The organism is Streptomyces sp. NPDC001822 (assembly GCF_042892135.1).
Taxonomy (GTDB): Bacteria; Actinomycetota; Actinomycetes; order Streptomycetales; family Streptomycetaceae; genus Streptomyces.
On sequence record NZ_JBIATW010000005.1, the window covers coordinates 490,865 to 507,847 of the forward strand.

Sequence of the window (16,983 nt, forward strand, 5' to 3'; positions counted from 1 at the left end):
CGTCAGGCTCCCCGGACGGCACTGTTGTACTTCTCGAAGATCGCGTAGAGGGGCATCCGCAGGGTCGCGTCGCTGAACGCGGGCTCCACCGGGCCCTGGTAGCGGCGGAGCACCTCGTAGATCTCGGTCTGCGTGTAGTCGAGGGCGGGACGGCGCTGCGGGGTCTCCGTCGCGTCGCCCTGCTTGCCGTCGGCGCCCCAGATGTGGATGTGGGCGACGGTCCGGACGTTGTAGGCGTTGTCCTCCAGGAGCTTGATCCACATCTTGTACCGGTCCGAGTCCGGGCTCGGGCGGACGTCCGTGGGGTCGAGGATCGTTCCTTCGGCGAGACCCGCGTTGATGGAGTTGTTCCACGCGAGGATGCCGACGCGGCCCTGGATCTGGCCGACGCCGGTGCTGCTGTCCTGCACCTTGGAGACACCGGGGAGATTCTGGGCCCAGTCCGGGACGGTGCCGGTGTAGTAGAACCCGACGCCGCCGTCCTTGATGAGGTCCTCCTGCCCGTAGTGGCAGAACTCCCAGAAGGCGGTGGTCTGGATGAGGGCCTTGCGCATCCGGTGGCGACGGGCGGTGGAGGTGATGACGTCGTCGAGCGACATGATCGTCTCCAGGCACTGCCGGCGCGTGTAGATGTTGTTCGACTGCTCGCCTCTGCCGATGGACTTCATGTATTCGGTGGCTTCGTCGGCAAGGGCATCCCAGTAGGAGAGGTCGAAGCCGATGTCGAGCTTCTGGGCCGGGGGCGCGTCGAAGTCGCCCTGTCCCGTGTCACGCCCGGAGGCGATGTTGTTGTCGATCTCTATGTGACCGTCGCCGGACCCGATCGACTTCGTGACGATCTGGTCGAACGCCCAGTTCTCCGGCATCGCGTAGCCGAGGTTGCCGGAGAAGCCGGAGGACATGTTGGAGACGAAGCTGGTGCCCGCGTAGCCGGCGTCGGAGATACGGGAACACGCGTTGCGCGGGCCGTAGACACCGATCTTGTACGGGTTGCCCATCCGGCTCATCTGGGCTGCCACGCTCTTGAAGTACGGGAGGATGTGCGACGTGACCTCGTCGTCGACGGCGTCGTAGTCCACCGCGAAGTAGATCCGGCTGCCGGGCTTGAACCCGTGCTCCTCGGCCTTGTAGGCGGCGTTCGCGCAGTCGGTGACGCCCTGGGCCGGGCTGTAGTAGTCCACGGACCGGGCCCAGGTCTGGTAGATGGGGTAGCAGCGCAGCCCGTACTCCTTGATCGTGGCGAGTTCGCCGGGCTGGATCTCCTTCTCGGGCAGGTCGGTCGTGGAGGGGTTGTACAGGTAGCGGCCGATGTACTTGTAGCCGGCGCTCTTCAGCGCCTGTGCGCGGGCGGGGGTGATCTTCGTGACGCCGTCGCACGCCTCGCCCTGGCGTGTCTGGTCGCCGTAGGACACCAACAGGGAGGACCAGGTGCGGAAGTCGGCCGTGCCGTTGACGGCGAGGTGCATGAACGACTGGAAGGTGCTGACGGAGGACGCCAGCGAGGAGGTGAACGAGGACGAGAAGGACACGGGGCGCTTGTTGAGCACCATGCCGGCGGTGAAGAGCTGGACCCACACGCCCGAGCTGCCGGTAGACAGCGTGTGGCTCTTCAGGCCCGTCTGCGTGCCCGGACCGAAGACCCCGTTCGCCGTGCCGTCGGCCATGCCGAGCTCGTACTGGATGGCGTACAGCATCGACTTCGCGACGTCACGGGAGTGGTGGCCGTCGCACGGGATGATGTAGAAGTCCTTGCGCAGGATGTAACGCCCGTTCAGCCACTGCTGGATGGAGCGGATGGTGTCGGAACCCGAGTTGACCGTGACGTAGGCGTCCATGTTGAACAGGCCCTTGACGGTCTTGGGCCAGAGGGCGCCACCCGGGTAGGTGACGTCCACGCCCATGTTCTGGTGCAGCTTCGCCACGGCGGCCTGGACACGGGAGTTGTACGTGCCGTCGATGTCACCGCCGTCGTACCCCTTGCAGTACAGGGCGGACTGGAGGATCCGGCAGAAGTTCGCGGAGGGGACCGTACTCGCGTCCAGCTTGCCGTACTTCGAGGCGATCGCGGCGAGGGTGCCGTCACCGAAGTTGTTGGACAGCGAACCGATGCCCATCTCGTACTGGAGAGCCCGGGTCAGGGCGTACATCACGGTCCAGCTGGTCTGGCCGTTCTCGTCGAGCTTGGACATGCCGAGGGTCGCGCCGTTGCCGTACGTGGTGTTGATGAATCTCTGGGCGCGGAGCACCATCTCGTCAGCCATGAACTCCCCTTTCACGGGACCGGAGGAAGTCGTCCGGGAGCTCTGGAAGGAGTGAGTTCATGTGTCCCGGCGCATGCCGGTGCGACGCGGGCCGGCCCTGCGCCGGATGATGATCCGCCGCCCGCCGACCACGCGGTCCCCCCTTGGCCCCCGTACCGACAGCCGCTCAGTAAGCGCTTGTCGGAGCCACCGGAGTGGCCCGGCGCCCACCCTCGTCGACGCCCGGCGATCGTTCAAGTCCCGTTCGAGCGGGTGCGGCACGTATGCCTGGTACGGACCAGACCTTGTGACGGTCCCGCACCCGGATCGGTGCCGAACCAGTACGCGAACCGCGTTTGAAGTTCCGGAATGCGGGACTGGAGCCCTCCGCCTCCCCGGAATCCGGAACGGGCGGCGCCTCGGCACCCGTACCCCTGCCCACGAACACACCAGGAAGGCCGCACCCCGGGCGGGGTGCGGCCTTCCTGGTGTGCGTGCGCGGCGGGCTCGCCGTGCCGCCGTGCCGCTACTTGAGCGCCCCCGCCGTCAGACCGGCGACCACCTGCCGCTGGAAGACGATGTAGGCCAGGAGCACCGGCAGCATGGCCATCACCAGGCCGGCGAAGAGGCCGGACCAGTCACCCTTGTACCCCTGGCTGGTGGCAAGTTCGACCAGACCCTGGGAGAGCACCTTGCCGTCCGGGTCGGTGTTCAGCACCGTCGGCAGCATGTACTGGTTCCACTGGCCCAGGAAGTTGAAGATGCCGACGCTGATCAGGCCGGGCTTGGCCATCGGCAGCATCACCTGGAAGAAGGTGCGGCTGTGCGAGGCCCCGTCGAGCATGGCCGCTTCCGCGATCGAGGTCGGCAGGGTCCGGAAGAACGACGTGAGGAAGAAGACCGTGAACGGCAGTGAGTAGGCGATGTAGACCAGGATCAGCCCGTGCACCGAGTTCAGCAGGCCCATGTTGTTCATGACGAAGAACAGCGGGACCAGCGCCAGGATGATCGGGAAGCTCATCCCTCCGATGAAGAGGAAGTAGATGAACCGGTTCCCGGGGAAGTCGAAGCGCGCCAGCACGTACGCCGCCATCGAGCCGAGCAGCAGGGTCCCGACGAGTGAACCACCCACCACCATGATGGTGTTGAGGAAGTAGTCGCTCATGTGCGCCTGGTTCCAGGCCCGCGACCAGTTCTCGAAGTGGAGCCTGTCCGGCAGCGACCAGGGCGTCGACAGGATCGAGTCGTCCGTCTTGAAGGACGCCATCACCGCCCAGAGAAGCGGCATGACGACGAGAACCGCCCAGATGATCAGCACTCCGTGCGAGAAGACGTTGAGGACCTTGCCCTCGCTGCTCTTCGCCGTCTCGCCGGCCGGGGCGCCGGTCTTCGTCACCGGCGAGCGCTGGGCCGGGACGGCGGGAGGGGTCTCAGTGACCTTCATACGTGCTCACCTCGTACAACTGTCGGGCCGGCCACCGGGACCGAACTGTTCTGCGTGCCGCCGGTCGTCCGGTCGCCGTACCGCGAGGGGGCCGGCATCAGAACTCCAGCCGCTCGCGCCGGCCCAGCCGCATCACGATGCCCGCGAAGAGCATGGTGACGATGAGCAGCCCGACGCCGATCGTGGTCGCGTAACCGGCCTGGGCGTCCCTGAAGGCCGTCTGGTAGACGTACAGCGGCAGGACGGTGGTGGAGTAGTCCGGGCCTCCCGGGCCGACCGTCATGACCTGTACGGCGGTGAAGGCCTCCACGCCGAGCGCCAGGATGCCCATGTAGACCCAGCCCGACTGCACGGTGTCCCAGAGCAGCGGAAGCGTGATCTTGAAGAAGGTCGTGATGCGGCTCGCGCCGTCGAGCAGCGCGGCCTCGTAGAAGTCCTTCGGGATGGAGGCCATGCCGGCGGAGAAGAGGACGACGAAGAATCCGACCGTCGACCAGATCAGCACGACCATCACGCAGTAGAGCGCGAGGTCGGGGTCACCGAGCCAGTCCGGCTGGAGGCTCTTGAGGCCGACGGCCTTGAGCGCCTCGTTCAGCATTCCGGACGACGGGTTGAACGCGAACTGGAACAGCAGGGCCACGATCACGATGGACAGGACCTGCGGGAAGAAGTACGCGATCTTGTAGAAGGAGGAGCCGCGCACCCCGGCGACCGCGGCGCTTTTGCGCCGGCGGCCGCCGACATTGAGCATGAAGGCGAAGAAGAGCGCGAGGCCCAGCGTCACCAGCGGCAGCAGCAGCGCGAGCAGCACACTGTGCTGCAAGGACTTCCAGAAGATGTCGTCGTCGAGCATCCGACTGTAGTTGTCGAGGCCGACCATCCGGAAGTCCGGGCTGAGTCCGGTCCAGTCCGTGAACGAGTAGTAGATGGACTGGGCGAAGGGCCAGATGACGAAGATGGCGTACAACGCCAGCGGGACCACGAGGAATCCCGCGATGAACCGGTACTTGCCGTGCTGCATCGTTTACCGACCCCGATTTCCGAGCGGGTGCCGCCGCTGGTGACGGTTGCTCACTGGTGCTTGTAGTGCTTGATGGACTGGTCCTTGGCGGCCGCGTCGGCGAAGGCCTGGATCTTCTTGATGGTCTCAGCCGGGGTCGCGCGGCCGGCCATCATCTCGCCGATTCCGGCGATACCGATCTGCTCCTTCTGCAGCTTCACGTACCAGTCCTGCAGACGCGGGTTCACCACGTTGTCGCCGGCCGTCTTGAGGACGTCGACGCCGGACTGCATGGCGGTGGACAGCGTCAGCCCGTCGGTGCCGCCGTTGAAGGCGCTGAGGGACTTCACCGACTTGGTGAAGTTCTTCGAGGAGTCCTCGCTGAGCATGATGCGCAGCTGCTCCATCGCGCCCTCGGGGTTCTTCGCCTTGGCCGGGACGACGAAGGGCTCACCACCGGACGCCCAGATGGTGCCGAAGGGCAGCTTGTCGGACGAGTCGAGGCTGGACGGCGCGCCGACCATCATCTTGAAGTCGTCCGGCGTGGTCGGGGCGGCCTCGTTCTCCACCCACGAGCCGTTCGGGATGAAGAGCGCCTTGCCCTTGGTCCACTCGGTCTGCGACTGGATGTGGGTCAGGCCGGGCGTGCCCTTGAGGATGTAGCCCTTCTTGTAGAGCTCGTAGTACGCCTCGAACGCGGCCTTGACGGCCGGGTCCTTCCAGGCGTTCGGCTCCAGGTTGTCGATCTTGTCGAGGACCTCGCGGCCGCCGATCTTGCCGATGAAGGGGTACAGCGAGAAGGGGAGGTAGTACGGGTACTTGCCGGGGTAGGTCCAGCCGGCGATGCCCTTCTTCTTCGCCTTCGCGCAGAGCGCGAGCATGTCGTCCCAGTTCTCCGGGTACGTCGCGTCGAGCTTCTCCAGGTTGGTCTGGGAGTACCAGACGCCGTAGACCGTGTACGCGTAGTACATGATCCACACGGGGTCGCCGTCGAACTGGCCCATCTCCAGGACACCGGGGCGGAGCGTGTCGCGGACCTTCTTGGCCGGGTCGTCGTAGGACGGGGCGTCCATGAGCGGCGTGAGGTCGAGCAGCTGCTTCTTGCCGACGAGGACACCCATGTCCATCTGCTCGGCGCCCGAGTTGTCGATGAGGTCCGGCGGGGTGCCGCCGTTGAAGCGCGGCTGCAGCGTCGACTGGATCTTCTCGGTCGCCGCGTGCTTGACCTTCGGCGCCTTCGGGAAGGCGGCGTTGTACTTCTTCTCCGCGTCGATGGCGTACTGCTCACCGAAGCCACCGTTGAAGATGACGACCTCGAGTCCCGCGGTCTCGTTGACACCGAGCGGGTTCTTCGCGCTCTTGGTGCCCTTCTCGACCTTGTCGTCACTTCCGCCGTCGCTACTCGCACAAGCCGACAGGAAGCTCATCGTCGGAACAGCGATCAGGCCGAGTGCGGCAGAACGCTTGATCAGATCGCGACGGCCAAGGCCCTCATTCGTGCGGCCTGAGGTGGATCCCATGCTCAAGTCCTCGCCTTCTACAGGACTCAGGCGGTGTACCGGTCACCCATGGTGAATTCGCCTCAGGCGAAGGGTCCCGCCACCGCGGTCGGTTGCGCTTGGGTCGTGCACATTTCGTCATACCGGATGCAGTGGAGGAGTTCCGGGAACCGCATAGCAGGTCGCATCTCGCACCCCGCGGACGTGCACCCTCCCCCGCGTCCGCGCGCCGTTGTGAAGCGGCTGTGCAGACGCCGACAGGTATAGTCCACTTGCCGCCAACTGAGCAAGATCGAATGCATGGTTGAGCGGCCATCTTTCCCGAGTTGAGACCTCGCGGACTCCTCGGCACCGTGCGCCCTGACGCGGATGCACCGTTTCTCGCAATACGGTCGAATCACCAGAGCCACCCCGTGCAACACCCTTGACACATGCGGTCACTTGGCTCCCTACTGGAACACGTATCCCGTTATGACAACGTTGTCCAAGCACGCCCCCGGGAGGAATGGCTCCGTATGCAGCCCCTACGTGGTCCCCAGCAAGGCTCGCGCCACAGACAAAGCCACTCGGCCGCGGTCCTCGCGGCCTCTCTCGTGCTGACTCTCGCAGCACCCACCGCGGCGCTCGCCCAGCCGTCCGGCGCAGCCCATAAGCCGTCCCGCGAAACGTCGTTCAGCTCTTCCTTCGAAACCGACGAGAAGCAGCCGGACTGGCGCAACACGGTCGAAGAAGGCCCCGACGGAGAAAAGCGGGCATCGGGTGTCGACGGTGGATTCACCGCCGGAATACCGGGCAATGTCACCGACCGGGTCACGGATCTGCGCGCGAGCGGTGAGAACGCGGGTTCCGGTGAGGTCAAGGAGAATCTGGTCGACGTGGAACCGGGCAGCAAATGGCTGGCCTTCGCGTCGACCGGCTGGGTCGAGTTCGACCTCTCCGAGCCCACCAAGGTCGTCACGTATGCCCTGACCTCGGCCAACGACCACGCCGAGCGGGACCCGAAGGACTGGACCCTGAAGGGCTCCGCCGACGGGAAGTCCTGGACGGACCTGGACTCGCGCACCGGTCAGGCGTTCTCCGAGCGCCACCAGACCAAGTCGTTCGACTTCCAGACGGACACCGCCTACCAGCACTTCCGTCTGGACTTCACGAAGAACAACGGCGCGTCGGACGCGATCCAGCTCTCCGACGTCCAGTTCTCCGACGGGGACACGACGACGCCGGCCCCAGCCGAGATGCGCAGCCAGGCCGATCGCGGGCCCTCGGGCTCGCCCACCGCCAAGCAGGGCGCCGGCTTCACCGGCAAGAAGGCCCTGCGCTACGCCGGCACCCACAAGCCGGACGGCCGCGCCTACTCGTACAACAAGGTCTTCGACGTCGACACGGCGGTCACGAAGGACACGCAGCTGTCCTACCTGGTCTACCCGCAGATGACCGAGACGGACCTCGACTACCCCGCCACGCACGTGGCCGTGGACCTCGCCTTCACCGACGGCACGTACCTCAGCGAGCTGAAGGCCACCGACACCCACGGCGGACTGCTCACCCCGCAGGGCCAGGCCGACGCCAAGCGGCTGTACGTCAACCAGTGGAACAAGGTCGCCGCGCGCATCGGCTCCGTCGCCGCAGGCAAGACGGTCGACCGGATCCTGGTGGCGTACGACTCCCCCAAGGGCCCTTCGAAGTTCCAGGGCTGGATCGACGACATCGCGATCGCCCCGAAGGCCCCGGAGAAGCGCAAGGCGCACCTCTCCGACTACGCCTCGACGGTCCGCGGCACCAACTCCAGCGGTGGCTTCTCACGCGGCAACAACTTCCCCGCGACGGCGGTCCCGCACGGCTTCAACTTCTGGACGCCGGTCACGAACGCCGGCACCACGAGCTGGCTCTACGACTACTCGCGCGGCAACAACGCGGACAACCTGCCCACCCTGCAGGCTTTCAGCGCCAGCCACGAGCCGAGCCCCTGGATGGGTGACCGCCAGACCTTCCAGATGATGCCGTCCGCCGCCGCGGGCACCCCTGACGCCTCCCGCACGGCCCGCGCGCTGCCGTTCCGCCACGAGAACGAGACCGCGACGCCGCACTACTACGGCGTGACGTTCGAGAACGGCCTCAAGGCCGAGATGACGCCCACCGACCACGCGGCGCGCATGCAGTTCACCTATCCCGGTGACGACGCGAGCCTCGTCTTCGACAACATCTCCAACGACGGCGGTCTGACCCTCGACCCGGAGACGGGTTCCTTCACCGGGTACTCTGACGTGAAGAGCGGTGGCTCCACCGGGGCGACCCGGCTGTTCGTATACGGCTCCTTCGACGCGCCGGTCACGGACAGCGGCAAGCTCAAGGGCGGCGGCGGTGACGACGTCACCGGGTTCTTCCGCTTCGACGCGGGCAAGGACCACAAGGTCGGCCTGCGCCTGGCCACCTCACTGATCAGCGTCGACCAGGCGAAGAAGAACCTCGCCATGGAGCTCCCGGAGAAGACCTCCTTCGACAAGGTGCGCAAGAACGCGCAGAAGGCCTGGGACAAGATCCTCGGCAAGGTCGAGGTCGAGGGTGCGAACGCCGACCAGCTGACCACCCTCTACTCCAGCCTGTACCGGCTCTTCCTCTACCCGAACTCGGGCTTCGAGCAGGTCGACGGGGTCTCCACCTACGCGAGCCCGTTCTCGCCGCAGACCGGAGCCGACACCCCCACCCACACCGGCGCGAAGATCGTCAAGGGTGAGGTGTACGTCAACAACGGCTTCTGGGACACCTACCGGACGACCTGGCCGGCGTACTCCTTCCTGTCGCCGAAGCAGGCCGGCAAGATGGTCGACGGCTTCGTCCAGCAGTACAAGGACGGCGGCTGGATCTCCCGCTGGTCCTCCCCCGGTTACTCCGACCTGATGACCGGGACGAGCTCGGACGTGGCATTCGCCGACGCGTACGTCAAGGGCGTCGACTTCGACGCCGAGGCGGCGTACGACGCGGCGGTCAAGAACGCGACGGTGACCCCGCCGTCCTCGGGGGTCGGCCGCAAGGGCATGGACACCTCGGTCTTCACCGGATACGCCAACACCTCGACGCACGAGGGCCTGTCCTGGTCGCTGGAGGGCTACCTCAACGACTACGGCATCGCGCAGATGGGCCAGGCGCTCTACAAGAAGACGAAGAAGGAGCGCTACAAGGAGGAGTCCGAGTACTTCCTCAACCGCGCCCGGAACTACGTCAAGCTCTTCGACGAGAAGGCCGGCTTCTTCCAGGGCAAGAAGGCGAACGGCGACTGGCGCCTGCCCTCCGACCAGTACGACCCCCGCGTCTGGGGCTACGACTACACGGAGACCAACGGCTGGGGCTACGCCTTCACCGCGCCGCAGGACAGCAAGGGCCTGGCCAACCTCTACGGCGGCCGTGACGGTCTCGCCAAGAAGCTGGACACGTACTTCTCCACCCCGGAGACCGCCGGACCCGAGTTCGTCGGCTCCTACGGCGGCGTCATCCACGAGATGACCGAGGCGCGCGACGTGCGCATGGGCCAGTACGGCCACAGCAACCAGGTCGCCCACCACGCCACGTACATGTACGACGCCGCCTCGCAGCCCTGGAAGACCCAGGAGAAGGTCCGCGAGGTCCTCGGCCGGCTCTACACCGGCAGCGAGATCGGCCAGGGCTACCACGGCGACGAGGACAACGGCGAGCAGTCGGCCTGGTTCCTCTTCTCCTCGCTCGGCTTCTACCCGCTGGTCATGGGAAGCGGCGAGTACGCGATCGGCTCGCCGCTCTTCACGAAGACGACCGTGCACCTGGAGAACGGCCGCGACCTCGTCGTCAAGGCGCCGAAGAACAGCTCGACGAACATCTACGTCCAGGGCCTGAAGGTCAACGGCAAGAAGTGGACCTCCACTTCGCTGCCGCACGACCTGCTCGCCAAGGGCGGCGTGCTGGACTTCGACATGGGCTCCAAGCCGTCGGCCTGGGGCACGGGCAAGGACGCGGCACCGGTCTCCATCACCAAGGACGACAAGGTGCCCGCGCCCAGGGGCGACGTGCTCAAGGGCGACGGCGCCCTGTACGACAACTCCTCCGCCACCTCGGCCACGGTCGAGACCGCGGACCTGCCGGTCGCGACGGGCACGAACGCCGTCCAGTACACCCTGACCTCGGCCACCGCGGCGAAGGCCCCGACGGGCTGGGTGCTGCAGGGGTCGGCGGACGGCACGTCCTGGAAGGACCTCGACAAGCGGTCCGGCCAGACGTTCGCCTGGGACAAGCAGACCCGGGTGTTCTCGGTGCACGCGCCGGGAACGTACGCGCGGTACCGGCTGGTCAGCGACACCGCTGCGACGCTGGCGGAGATCGAGCTGATCTCCTGACCGTCTGAGGTCCGACTGTCCGACCGTGACCGTCTGAGGTCCGACCGTCCGACTGTCCGACCGTGACCGTCTGGCCGTCTGGCCGTCGGATCGGAGTCACCGGGCCGGGGGCGGCCACCCGTACGCAGGGTGGCCGCCCCCGGTCGTCGTGCTCCGCGCGTCCCGCGCGGATCCGTACGTGGCCGCGTCCGGGTGACGACGGCATCGGCCCGGAAGCGCGATGCCCGGGGCCCCCGGCGTCTCGAAGAAGGCGGCCGGAGCGGCCCGGCTGCCCCCTTCCGCGCCGTGATCGACCGCCATGCCCCATCCACTTTGGGCTAGTCAGGGTATTTAGAGGCGTTTCAACGTGTCCCGACGCACTCTGCCGGTGATCCGTGTCATCCCTTAGGCGATCAGGTGATCAGTACGACAATCATCTCGGCTCGAAGGGGTCCAGCATGCGTATTTCCGCTTCCGCCCGCTCCCGCACCGCCCGCACGGGCATCAAGGTCGCCGCCGCAGCCGCGGTAGCGGGTGTCGCCACTCTGGCCGGTGCTCCCGCCGCGTTCGCCATCGGCGAGAGCGGCGACATCGACATCCGTTCGGTCAGCTGGCACTCCCGCGGTGACCGCGACGGCGTCGAGGTCTGCAAGTTCGCGCTCGTGGCCAACAACTTCGACGCGCTGCCGTTCGTCACCTGGACGATCACCGAGCAGCCCCCGACCGTCCCCCCGGGCGACACGCTCACGGCGTCGCTGCCGCTCATCGACGGCAAGGCCCGCAGCCAGGAGTACCTCCTGCCCGAGGGCACGTACAAGCTCACGTGGCTGGTGGCCGGAGCGCCGCTCAAGCAGAAGAGCTTCGAGGTCGACTGCTCCCGGCCCGAGCGGGAGAACGGCCAGAACGGCCAGAACGGTCAGGCCGGCCAGAACGGCCAGGGCGGCGCTCGCGCGGAGGGCGGCGAGGCCCAGGGTTCGTCCGAGGCCGGCGCGCAGGCCGACAAGAGCGGCAGCAAGGGTGCCGCCGAGATCTACGACAAGCCGTCCGGCGCGGTCCCCGCGGGCGGCGGCGGCGTCCCGGACATGACGAGCGTCAGCTCCGAGAGCGACTCGAACATCGGGACCTCGGCGGCGCTCGTGGCCGGAGCCGCCGGAGTCGCGGGGCTGATCATGGTCCGTCGATCCGCCCGGCGTCGTGCCCGCAACGAGGCCTGACACGCGCGGTCGACGGCGACGACGGGGTCCGAGCCGCGCATGCCGGCTCACGATGACCCTGAGCGTGACCTTCTCGCTGGTGACCGGCATCGTGTGGGCGAGTTCCGATTCGCCCGAGGACGCCTCGTCGGTCACCGCCGCCCGCGGCAGCGACGCCGCGGGCGGCGGGGCACCGCCCTTCCGGAGGGCGCCGCACAAGCCTCAGGAGAAGGTGCCCGCCTCGCACGCCCCGCTGGTGCACTCCCGTCCGCTGAAGGTCGCCATTCCCGCGATCTTCATCGAGGCTCCGGTCACCGGCCTGACCCTGGACTCCAAGGGCAGGCTCGGCGCCCCGCCCCTGGCCAGGCCCAAGCTGGTGGGGTGGTTCCGGAAGGGACCGTCACCCGGGGAAGCGGGAACGGCGCTGCTCGTCGGCCACCGCGACACGGCGACGGGGCCCGCCATCTTCCTCAACCTCAACGTCCTGCGCCGCGGCGACACGGTGAAGGTCACCCGGGCGGACCGGCGGACCGCCGTCTTCACCGTCGACAAGGTGAAGACGTACACGAAGGAGAAGTTCCCGGACGAGCAGGTGTACGGGCCGACAGGCCGTCCGGAGCTCCGGCTTCTGACCTGCGGCGGGCGTTTCGACAAGAAGAACGGCTATTCGGCCAACGTCGTCGTCTTCGCCCACCTCACCTCGCTCAAGAAGAAGGCCGTCTGATCCACGGCGCGGCACGGAACCGGCCGGCACCTCGGGGGCGAGGTGCCGGCCGTTCGTGCGTCCGGACCGGATCCGGGGAAAGTTCGCGTCCACGCCCCCTGTCGGCCAACTAATCAACTTTGATTAGATGGACGCATGAGCGAAAAATGCGTGCCGATCCTGCCGTGCCGGACCATCGACCCGGTGCTCGACTTCTACACCGCTCTCGGCTTCGAGGTGACCTTCCGGCAGAAGAGCCCGAATCCGTACGCCTCGGTGGAACGCGGAGGCATCCAGCTCCAGTTCTTCGGGATGAAACGGTTCGACCCGGCGACTTCCTTCAGCACCTGCTACGTCGTGACGGACGACGTCGACGAGCTGTACGCGTCGTTCAGGGCCGGGCTCAAGGAGGCCTACGGGAGGGTGCCGTCGAGTGGGATCCCCCGCATCGGGGCGCTGAAGGACATGACGTACGGCGTGCGGCAGTTCCTGATGACCGACCCGGGCGGCAACTGCGTACGCGTCGGACAGCCGACGGGCGGGGACCTGCATCACAGCCCCGCACCCCGCGAGACGTTCGCGCGGGCTCTGCACCACGCGTCGCTGATGGCCGACTCCAAGGAGGACCCCGCCGCCGCGGCGAAGATCATCGACCGTGTGCTGGACTCCGCCGCGGACGCACCGGCCCCCGGACTGCTGCTCCAGCTCCTCACGCTGCGCGCCGACGTGGCCGTGCGCCTCGGGGACCAAGGGGGCGCCGCGGCCCTGCTCCGACGCGCGGGCTCGGTACCGCTCACCGCCGGGGAGCGGGCCTCCCTGAGTGACACACTGGCGCGGCTGGAGATCCTGCGGGCCGACCTGCTGCCGTGAGGCGCCGAAGGCCTGGCGCGCCGCGCGGTCCGGCACTACCGGCCTCGGCGCGGACCGCCGTAGGACACAGCCCGCGTGCGCGCGGCCGCGGGCCGGAGCCGGCCACGCGACGCGGGCCGGCCGCCGCTCCGCGTCAGTCGATCGCCTTGAAGAGCCGCTCGGGCAGCGACATGTTCAGGGACTTGATCACCGGCTTGTTGTGCTCCGTGCCCAGACGGGAGACGGCGCCCGTGGCGAGCTGGAAGAGTTCGCCCCCGGTGACGGGCAGTTTCAGGTAGCGGGCCGTGAGGACGCGCAGGAAGTGGGAGTGGGCGACGAGCACGATGTCGTCGTCCCCGATGCGGGACCGCGCCGCACGGACTTCCTCCAGGACCCGGTCCGCGCGGGCCCCGACCTCGGCCGGCGACTCACCCGGGTGGCCTTCGACGGACCCGAGGGCCACTCCGTCCTTCCAGAGGTCCCAGTCGGGGCGGGTGCGGCGGATCTCCACCGTGGTGACACCCTCGTAGGCGCCGTACTCCCATTCGTGCAGGTCGGGCATCTCCCTGAGGGATGTGAGCCCCGCGAGCTCGGCGGTGCGGAGCGCCCGGAGGTACGGGCTGACCAGGGTGAGCCCGATCCGCCGCTCCTCCAGCAGGGGCACGAGTGCCCGGGCCTGGCGCTCACCGAGCTCCGTCAGGGGCAGGTCGGTATAGCTCGTGTGCTGCCCGGACCGGGACCACTCGGTCTCGCCGTGCCGGATCAGGATCAGCTCGCCCATGACTTCTTCTTCCGCTCAGAACGCCTTGCTCGTGGTTCGTGTCGTGCCGCTGGTGCCAACCCGCCGGGACACGATCGCATTCCTCCCGGTCCCGCCCCGGGCGACTCGCCCCGAAGAGGTGGCACGCATTCGTGTCCCGTCCCCGAGTCGAGCGTCCGTCCACTCCGTCCCCGGCCGGGTACCGCCGTCGCCGGCGGGCTGCCCGGCTGCGGCGCCCTCCGGCTCCGCACGGTCCGGCCCCGCCTCGGGGCGGGGCCGGACCGTGGGATCAGCCGACGAGGGTGACCGTGTACGGCCGGTCCGTGTCCGTGGTGACGCGGACCTCCCCGTCCCGGTGGACGACCTCGTACGTCGCGGCCACCGCACCGGTGAGGTCCGGGACCGTCACCGTGCGGGTGAAGTCACCGGTGCCCTCGGGGGCGTAGACGCGGAGTTCGAGGCCGTCGAGCCACTCACCGTCCGGGCGGGACTCGTCTGCGCCGAGGGCGAGCACGGCGCCCTGACGCACGAGCAGGGGGAGGCTGTCGAAGCCGTGGGTCTCCTGGCGCCAGGCGGGTCCCGTGACCGTGTCACCGGTGAGGAAGTGGGTCCAGGTGCCCTCGGGGACGTAGTACTCGACCGATCCGTCCTGCGAGAAGACCGGTGCGACCAGGAGGTCGGGGCCGAGCAGGTACTGCCGGTCGGCCACGCGTGCGGTCGGGTCGTCCGGGAACTCCAGCAGCATGGGCCGCATGGTCGGGACGCCGGTGCGGTGCGTCTCCACCGCCGCGCCGTAGAGGTACGGCATGAGGCGGTGCTTCAGCCGGGTGAACTGCCGTGCCACGTCAACCGCTTCGTCACCGAACTCCCACGGCACACGGTACGACGACGAGCCGTGCAGCCGGCTGTGCGAGGAGAGGAGGCCGAAGGCGAGCCAGCGCTTGAAGACCGCGGGGTCCGGGGTGCCTTCGAAGCCGCCGATGTCATGGCTCCAGAAACCGAAGCCCGACAGCGACAGCGAGAGGCCGCCACGCAGGGACTCCGCCATGGCCTCGAAGGAGGACCAGCAGTCACCGCCCCAGTGGACGGGGAACTGCTGGCCGCCGGCGGCTGCCGAGCGGGCGAAGAGGACGGCCTCGCCCTGGCCGCGCTCCTTCTCCAGGAGTTCGAAGACCGCCTTGTTGTAGAGGTGCGTGTAGTAGTTGTGCATGCGCTCCTGGTCGGAGCCGTCGTGCCACACGACGTCGGTGGGGATGCGCTCGCCGAAGTCGGTCTTGAAGCCGTCGACACCCTGGTCCAGCAGCCCCTTGAGCTTGCCCTGGAACCAGGCGGTGGCCGCGGGGTTGGTGAAGTCGACCAGGGCCATGCCGGCCTGCCACTTGTCCCACTGCCAGACGTCGCCCTCGGGGGTGAGCACGAAGTAGCCCTCGCGGACGCCCTCCTCGTACAGGGCGCTCTTCTGCCCGATGTAGGGGTTGATCCAGACGCAGATCTTCAGGCCCTTGTCCTTGAGGCGCGCGATCATCCCCTCCGGGTCGGGAAAGACGGCCGGGTCCCACTCGAAGTCGCACCACTGGTACTCGCGCATCCAGAAGCAGTCGAAGTGGAACACGCTGAGCGGGATGCCGCGATCGGCCATCCCGTCGACGAAGGAGGTGACGGTCGCTTCGTCGTAGGAGGTGGTGAAGGAGGTCGTCAGCCAGAGTCCGAACGACCAGGCCGGCGGCAGGGCGGGGCGCCCGGAGAGCGCGGTGTAGCGCGCCAGGACCTCCTTCGGGGTGGGGCCCGCGATGACGAAGTACTCCAGCGTCTGATCCTCGACGCTGAACTGCACCTGCCCGACGGCCTCCGAGCCGACCTCGAAGGAGACCTTGCCCGGGTGGTTGACGAAGACGCCGTAACCGCGGGAGGAGAGGTAGAACGGGATGTTCTTGTAGGCCTGTTCGCTGCTGGTGCCGCCGTCGGCCTGCCACATGTCGACGACCTGGCCGTTCTTCACGTAGGGCGTGAAGCGCTCGCCGAGGCCGTGGACCGTCTCCCCCACGCCCAGGGCGAGTTGGGCGATCATGTGGTGCCCGCCTCCGTCGACCGTGGCGAACGCGCTGCCCTTGCGGCCCGCCGAGGTCAGGACCCGGCCGGCCTCGTCGAGGAAGTCCATGCCGAAGACGCCCTCGGTGGGCAGGCGCAGCGTCAGCGGGCCGCTGGTCAGCTCGGCGGTGGCGCCTTCGGTGCGGGTGGTGGCGGCCGACCGCGCGGCGGCGCCGGGCATCTCGAAGTCGGGGCCCTTGCGGCGCCTGCCCGCGTGGTGGGTCAGGCGCACGGCGATGACGCCCTCGGCCGGGGCGTAGGCGTCCACGGTGATCAGCGGGGCGTTCAGGGTGTCGCCGCGCCGCTCGACCCGCTTCACCGCGGCGTAGGCGGCGAGGCGGTCGGCGTCGAGACGCACGTCGCGGACTTCGGTGGCGTACGAGGCGTGCACACCGCTGCGCAACTGCCAGAAGCCGTCGGTGAACTTCATGGGGTGGTCCTTAGCCGGTCGGGAGGTGCGGGACTGCGGGGAGGCCGGGGCGCCTGCGACGAGCGCGGCTGCGGGCCCCTCGATTTTGATCGTACACAAAACAAATGCGCCCGCCAGGGGCGATGGGTGGCGGGATCAACCGGATTGCCCCGGCGGGCGCCCGATGGCGATGGGTCCCGGATCTGCCATGTTGGCGCCACGTGACCGATACGTCACGGAAATGGTCTAGAAACCATCGGCGGGATGACGTATTAGTACTGCAAGCAAACAAATTGGCCCCGGGGCGACGCATGTCGTCAGCCCTGCCTGACGTCGACAAGAGGCTGTGCAATGTCGGACCGCTTCACTCCCACTCCTGCGGACAGGTTCACCTTCGGTCTCTGGACCGTGGGCTGGCGGGGCAACGACCCGTTCGGTGAGCCGACGCGTCCCGC

General features: G+C 67.9%; 10 protein-coding genes. 4 read left to right on the top strand and 6 right to left on the bottom strand.

Annotation, left to right across the window (positions count from 1 at the left end; translation table 11 throughout):
• Positions 1–2: 2 nt before the first annotated feature.
• The 4 genes from ACFYY2_RS15485 to ngcE all read right to left on the bottom strand — a co-directional run bounded on the left by ACFYY2_RS15485 (position 3) and on the right by ngcE (position 6,204).
• Positions 3–2,261, bottom strand: coding sequence for a glycoside hydrolase domain-containing protein (locus tag ACFYY2_RS15485; RefSeq protein WP_388742382.1), 2,259 nt, complete (start codon positions 2,259–2,261; stop codon positions 3–5).
• A gap of 505 nt (positions 2,262–2,766) precedes the next feature.
• On the bottom strand, positions 2,767–3,684 hold the full coding sequence (locus ACFYY2_RS15490; protein ID WP_388742385.1) for a carbohydrate ABC transporter permease: 918 nt from the start codon (positions 3,682–3,684) through the stop codon (positions 2,767–2,769).
• A gap of 97 nt (positions 3,685–3,781) precedes the next feature.
• Entirely contained in the window at positions 3,782–4,705 is a 924-nt protein-coding gene (locus ACFYY2_RS15495; RefSeq protein WP_388742388.1) for a carbohydrate ABC transporter permease, read from the bottom strand.
• A gap of 50 nt (positions 4,706–4,755) precedes the next feature.
• Entirely contained in the window at positions 4,756–6,204 is a 1,449-nt protein-coding gene (ngcE, locus tag ACFYY2_RS15500; RefSeq protein ID WP_388742391.1) for an N-acetylglucosamine/diacetylchitobiose ABC transporter substrate-binding protein, read from the bottom strand.
• Positions 6,205–6,698: 494 nt separating this feature from the next.
• On the opposite strand from ngcE, the gene ACFYY2_RS15505 reads away from it, so the two are divergent.
• From ACFYY2_RS15505 to ACFYY2_RS15520, 4 genes are all read left to right on the top strand, one after another.
• Entirely contained in the window at positions 6,699–10,547 is a 3,849-nt protein-coding gene (locus tag ACFYY2_RS15505) for a GH92 family glycosyl hydrolase (RefSeq protein WP_388742394.1), read from the top strand.
• A 437-nt stretch (positions 10,548–10,984) separates the two neighbouring features.
• On the top strand, positions 10,985–11,740 hold the full coding sequence (locus ACFYY2_RS15510) for a hypothetical protein (RefSeq protein WP_388742397.1): 756 nt from the start codon (positions 10,985–10,987) through the stop codon (positions 11,738–11,740).
• A gap of 52 nt (positions 11,741–11,792) precedes the next feature.
• Positions 11,793–12,443, top strand: a complete 651-nt coding sequence (locus ACFYY2_RS15515) for a class F sortase (protein ID WP_388742400.1) — start codon at positions 11,793–11,795, stop codon at positions 12,441–12,443.
• A gap of 135 nt (positions 12,444–12,578) precedes the next feature.
• Positions 12,579–13,292 carry a bleomycin resistance protein gene (locus ACFYY2_RS15520; RefSeq protein WP_388742403.1) on the top strand — a complete coding sequence of 238 codons (714 nt, stop codon included), beginning with the start codon at positions 12,579–12,581 and terminating at the stop codon, positions 13,290–13,292.
• A gap of 133 nt (positions 13,293–13,425) precedes the next feature.
• Here ACFYY2_RS15520 and ACFYY2_RS15525 read toward each other — a convergent pair whose 3' ends face one another.
• Both ACFYY2_RS15525 and yicI read right to left on the bottom strand, forming a co-directional pair.
• Complete coding sequence (locus tag ACFYY2_RS15525; RefSeq protein ID WP_388742405.1) at positions 13,426–14,052, bottom strand: histidine phosphatase family protein; 627 nt, start codon at positions 14,050–14,052, stop codon at positions 13,426–13,428.
• 268 nt (positions 14,053–14,320) lie between these two features.
• Complete coding sequence (gene yicI / locus ACFYY2_RS15530) at positions 14,321–16,549, bottom strand: alpha-xylosidase (RefSeq protein ID WP_388742408.1); 2,229 nt, start codon at positions 16,547–16,549, stop codon at positions 14,321–14,323.
• Positions 16,550–16,983 lie beyond the last annotated feature (434 nt).